Source organism: Xenorhabdus sp. Sc-CR9 (assembly GCF_963897815.1).
GTDB lineage: Bacteria > Pseudomonadota > Gammaproteobacteria > Enterobacterales > Enterobacteriaceae > Xenorhabdus.
In genome coordinates this window covers 1-5,562 of the sequence record NZ_CAWQTY010000014.1, presented here as the reverse complement: position 1 = coordinate 5,562, position 5,562 = coordinate 1, and the positions used below count along the sequence as shown (strand labels likewise).

Below are 5,562 nucleotides of genomic sequence, written 5' to 3'. Positions count from 1 at the left end.
CGGTCCTCGCCAACGACATTTTTTTAAAGCCTGCTCAAGCAAACTGGGGTCTGTTTCTGACGGTTTTTCTTTCCAGAGTTTGAAGTAGTAATAAACCGTGCTTTTTGGGGGAAAATCGCTGGGCAGCCTATCCCACTGACAACCGCTCTTGAGCAAATATAGCAAGGCACAAAATACCTCGTAGACATCGACTTTTCTGGGGCGTGTGCGTTTCCTCTTGCTGAGCAACAGGGGTTCAATTTCCATGAACACTTCTCGACTAATGTCACTGGTATAAACTTTTCTCATCCCGCCAGTTTACATGAAAAACTATTCAGGTTTAAAAATATTCTGAATAGGTTCTTAGTTATTGGATTAAGCAGTGATTCGTTAATTCCACCTTAATCTAGTACATGAAGTTTATAAAAAGATTAAAAACAGCATATACAAAGAAATTGATAGCGGTCATGCCGTACAAATTGAGAAACCAACCGAATGGAGCAATTTAATAAAAGATTTTACGCTTTCAATATCGTAGCTTATTAATCGAGTTGATTTTGAAATGGAAAATTAACCACTTTCCCTACGGGTAAATACTTATAAATTGTTGATAATGAGACATTGTAAATAATTGACAGCTGTTTTCGGGAGTGTCCCTTAGTCAATAGTCTGGCAGCTTGCTGACGATCTTCTTCGGTAAATATCACGGGTCGTCCACCAATTCTTCCCTGTTCCCGTGCTGCTGCCAGACCCGCATTGGTTCTTTCCACAATTAGTTCACGTTCCATTTCTGCCAGCGCACTCATTACATGAAAGAAAAATCGCCCCATTGCTGTACTGGTATCAATACTGTCAGTCAGACTCTGAAAATGAATATCACGCTCATGCAGTTCAGAAATGAGAGTGACAAGATTTTTTACACTGCGGCCTAATCGATCCAACTTCCAAACTACCAGAGTATCACCGGGTTTAAGGTGTTTTAAAGCACGTTTCAGTCCGGGGCGATTTGCCGTTTTACCACTTATTTTATCTTCAAAAATCAGTTCACAATGAATATTGACCAACGCATTTCTTTGTAAATCACTATTTTGGTCAGTTGTTGACACTCTAATATAACCTACTTTTGCCACAGATGTTCCTTTTATTACTTTTAGAAACTGTTAATTACATAAATAATACCCATTTATACGATATAAAAAACCTTTTATTTATCTAAATGCGTGATAAAAAATGGTTATCGTGAAGTGTTTATCCGATTAAGTGATGAAAGAGAAATTATTACCAATCAATTCAATAAAAAATAACCTAAACGAGTGAGCTGATTCACAGTATCAATTTTTTCTTATCAGTAATACGCAATTAGTTCTCGCTTATTTTTCCAAAATGCTCTTTATTTAATTGAAATAATTTTGTTGCTAACTTGTTATATTAAACTGCCGAGGGTGTATATGGAATTGATTACACAATGGTTAGGTGCAATAAACGGGGTAGTATGGGGCGTTCCCATGCTGATCGGTCTTTTAGGTATCGGTATTTTCATGCAAATTCGTTTGTCATTCTTACCGATCCGTAAACTGGGCACCGGGTTCAAATTACTCTTCCAAAAAAATGACCAACGGGGTGAAGGCCAGATTTCACCTTTCAATGCGTTGATGACAGCCCTGTCAGCGACAATTGGGACAGGAAATATCGCAGGTGTGGCGACAGCCATTGTGATGGGGGGGCCGGGAGCATTGTTCTGGATGTGGATGACCGCCTTGGTCGGTATGGCCACAAAATATTCAGAAGCGGTACTGGCGATACGTTTCCGTGAAACTGATAAAAATGGTAATTACGTTGGCGGTCCAATGTATTACATCAAAAACGGATTGGGGAAAAAATGGGTCTGGCTGGGAACACTCTTTGCTTTTTTTGGCAGTATTGCAGGCTTTGGCATTGGCAATACTGTACAAGCCAACTCAGTCGCTGATGTACTGGAAAGTAACTTCGGAATAGAAAAAGTCATAACGGCCGGAATTCTGGTTGTTTTAGTCGGTGCTGTACTGATTGGTGGTATCAAACGGATTTCTGATGTTGCAGGTAAATTAGTACCTGTCATGACCGTGGGTTACTTTGGTGCAGGTGTAGTCGTCATTGCCCTCAATATCTCTGCTGTTCCTGATGCATTTGTTTTAATCATCAAATCAGCCTTCACACCTGTCGCGGCACAGGGCGGTTTTGCTGGTGCGGCAGTCTGGGCGGCAATCCGTTTCGGTATCGCCCGTGGCGTATTCTCTAACGAAGCCGGTATGGGAAGCGCGCCGATCGCCCACGCGGCCGCAAAAACCCAAAACCCGATCCGTCAGGGTTTAATTGCTATGTTAGGCACCTTTATTGATACGATCATTGTCTGTTCTGTCACTGGCTTAACTATTGTCATTACCGGTGGCTGGCTGACAGGCCAAACAGGAGCAACATTGACTGCAGCTTCTTTCTCCGCAGTGATCCCGGGTGGTAACTATATTGTTGCCATCGCTTTGGCTATTTTCGCCTTCACAACCATTTTGGGATGGAGTTTCTATGGTGAGAAATGTATTCAATACTTACTGGGACCAATAGCTATCGTGCCTTTCCGGATTGCCTGGATTATTGCATTGCCGATTGGTGCAACCCAGTCACTGACTTTTGTCTGGTTGCTGGCGGATACCCTCAATGCAATGATGGCAATTCCCAACCTGATAGCGATTGCATTACTTAGCCCGATTGTTTATAGGCTGACGAAAGACCATATTCGTGATGTTAATGCGGATAGTATTGATATTAAACCGATGACGAAGACAGACTAAGATTTATATTATTTGAGTGAGAAAATCAAAAAAGAGGTGGCTTGAAATATCACCTCTTATTTTTTGTGTTTTCAGTAGATTGAAAGATAAAAAATGCATAATTTACTGAATTTACTCTTCAATAGGTGCAGCATCAGAGAGAAATTAAGTCACTATTAAATTAGGGTTATACTGAAAGTTTTTCTTTTCAGAAATAAATAAAGATAATGAGTTGTAGGTATATTTAGAATTACCTTTTTTGTTATTTATATTTACCAGACGAGAATATATTGGTCAGAATTAAATGGATTTATTCAACAAACAAATAAACCAATGTCAAGTATTCATGCTGATTATCCATTCATGTCAGTTATCCATTCTGGGTTGTTTAAGTTTTTATTACCCTAAAATGAACATCGGTAAATGGGAAGATTTATCAATCAAACCTGTGATAAGGGTTATACCTGTCGATTAACAATGTTATTGATAAAGGTACCTTGACTCACGCTATCAAATTCTTCAAAAACGGATATTTCAGAACATCATCCGGCTTTTTATTAAGATAAAATGGATATGGACTTGAGCCCGAAAACCGGGAATGAAGAAATGGGTTCAACACTGTTATGAAACCTCATTTAAAATGATGATTTTTTATTATCCTTTGTTTATAAAGACATTTTTCTTTTTTCTTTTTTTATTTCATATTTTTTTGTTATTCTATTGCCACGATACCTTTATTTTGTGTATATTTCTCTCTCTTATTAAGAGATTTTTTGCAGGATGTTAATAAGCTAATAGTTATAAGCCTTGTACTTTTTAATGATTAGTCTGGTGGATGCATTTCTTAAATGGCACGCAAGCGAATATTATAGATCTTTTAATTAATTTTAATTATATGTTTAAATAATTGTTTAGAATAAGGTTAGGTATTTATTTTTATGCAACTTAATAAATTATCAGTTATGGCAATGGTCATTGGTGTATTAAGCAGTACATCTGTGATGGCTGTTTCTAGTGGAACAATTACTTTTCAGGGAGAGGTGCTGGCAACTACTTGTAATGTAGTGCTTGATAGTAGAGGTTCAGCGGATGGCACTGTTTCATTACCATCTGCTCTCCTGTCAGATTTGGATAGTGACGGGAAGGTCGCGGGGGAGACTGGTTTTACTTTGAACCTTACGGGCTGTGTCCAGCCGAGCCACAGGTTAGATTCCCCTGTCCCGTTTGCCTATTTTAGCAGTAGCGATTCCTCAAAAAGATTAGCTAATAAGAAGGTTGGCGGAGCTGCTAATGTTGAAATTGAACTCCTAGATTCTAACAGAAACGCTATAGAAATAAATGATATTATTCAACAGAGAACTAAAGCTGCACCTGCTACTATGACATCCGGAGCTGGTAAGTTGCAATATTATGCCCGATATAGGGCAACAGGGACAGCTACTGCAGGAGCTATTACCTCAACGGTAAGTTATAACATCCAATATAAATAATGATATAACAGCGGAGGAAACTCCGCTCTATCTCTCAGGATAAAGAGCTGTAACATGTCATCAAAATTTTATCTGTTATTAAAAAAGATACCGGGAGTATTGCTTCTGGCAATCATGGTACATCCTGTTTTTGCATCTGTTGTGCTCTCGTCTACCCGCGTGATATATCCACAAACAGAGAAGGAAGTTACAGTACAGGTAAATAATCAGGGAAAAGCACCGGTGTTATTACAAAGTTGGATAGATAATGGCGATGCAGAAGCACTACCGGAAGATATTAATGTCCCTTTTATTCTCACACCACCGGTTAATCGGATTGACCCCAATAAAGGTCAGTCTCTGCGTATTCGTTATATTGAAAATAATCATCTTCCGGCGGATCGGGAATCTCTCTTCTGGTTAAATGCGTTGGAAATTCCGGTGAAAATTAAAGAAGAAGGTAATCGTAATTACTTACAATTTGCAATACGTACCCGCATCAAAATATTATTTCGACCCTCCTCCCTCAAAGGAGCACCTGAAGCGGCGGCTAAAACGTTGCGCTGGGAAATTGACAGCAATGGCATTACTGCTATTAATGATTCTCCCTGGTATATCAATCTGATGAATATCACGGTAGAGCAAAAGGGTAAAGAACAGCTCATCGAAGGCGATGCGGTTCCCCCGTTTGGCAAACGTACCTTCGCAATTAAAGGCTCCCCTGTTGGTAAAATAATGGACTGGCAATATATTAATGACTATGGCGCCATACACAGTACACAATAAGATATTTTAGTCTTCAGGAATAAAGAAATAAATAAAGATATAAATAAAGATATAAAGAAATAACAGAGTAAAGGAATACAATGAAACCAATTATAATTAATAACCGTTTATATCCTGCCATTGTATTTCGTTTACTGTTATTTTCCTTGGTAATGGTATCTGCTTATTCTGTTGCATACACCAACGAAAACGAAGATATTGAATTTGAGGCGGCATTTTTGCGTAGTGTCTCTCCAGATAAATTGGATTTAAAACATTTCAGTCAAGGAGCGGCCATGTTGCCGGGAACTTATTTATCTGAGATCTGGCTGAATGGGGAATACCTGACACGGGATAGTGTTACCTTTAAAGGATTACCAAACTATCAGGTCAATTTGTGTGTGCAGGCGGATGTCTTAGTATCTATTCAGTATCTTTCCTGCGCAAGAGCAAAGCAAGGAATGCTAAGTTGACTAACTGAAGGCTGGTATTCAAATCCCCCTCACAGTTTTTCCACAGCCGCCGACACTTTTCTAGCCAGGCAA

6 protein-coding genes and 1 pseudogene are annotated in these 5,562 nt (G+C 39.1%); 4 read left to right on the top strand and 3 right to left on the bottom strand.

The features are described from left to right. Positions 1 to 288: transposase (locus AACQ81_RS00880; protein WP_237388362.1), on the bottom strand; the 288-nt coding region annotated here is incomplete at its 3' end. 233 nt (positions 289 to 521) lie between these two features. After that, positions 522 to 1,109 carry a recombinase family protein gene (locus tag AACQ81_RS00875; RefSeq protein ID WP_237388361.1) on the bottom strand — a complete coding sequence of 196 codons (588 nt, stop codon included), beginning with the start codon at positions 1,107 to 1,109 and terminating at the stop codon, positions 522 to 524. Between the two features lie 318 nt (positions 1,110 to 1,427). Between AACQ81_RS00875 and AACQ81_RS00870 the strand changes: the two genes are divergently transcribed. The 4 genes from AACQ81_RS00870 (at position 1,428) to AACQ81_RS00855 (ending at position 5,490) form a co-directional block, all read left to right on the top strand. Then, positions 1,428 to 2,804, top strand: a complete 1,377-nt coding sequence (locus AACQ81_RS00870; RefSeq protein WP_237388360.1) for an alanine/glycine:cation symporter family protein — start codon at positions 1,428 to 1,430, stop codon at positions 2,802 to 2,804. Positions 2,805 to 3,721: 917 nt separating this feature from the next. Then, entirely contained in the window at positions 3,722 to 4,273 is a 552-nt protein-coding gene (locus tag AACQ81_RS00865) for a fimbrial protein (RefSeq protein WP_237388359.1), read from the top strand. A 54-nt stretch (positions 4,274 to 4,327) separates the two neighbouring features. Then, positions 4,328 to 5,038, top strand: a complete 711-nt coding sequence (locus AACQ81_RS00860; RefSeq protein WP_237388358.1) for a fimbrial biogenesis chaperone — start codon at positions 4,328 to 4,330, stop codon at positions 5,036 to 5,038. Positions 5,039 to 5,118: 80 nt separating this feature from the next. Further along, a complete protein-coding gene (locus tag AACQ81_RS00855; protein ID WP_237388357.1) occupies positions 5,119 to 5,490 on the top strand; it encodes a FimD/PapC N-terminal domain-containing protein in 372 nt (123 codons plus the stop codon). Here the strand turns inward: AACQ81_RS00855 and AACQ81_RS00850 are convergent. After that, positions 5,441 to 5,562: pseudogene (locus tag AACQ81_RS00850) on the bottom strand (IS5/IS1182 family transposase); the annotation flags it as partial. The gene AACQ81_RS00855 and the pseudogene AACQ81_RS00850 overlap by 50 nt on opposite strands.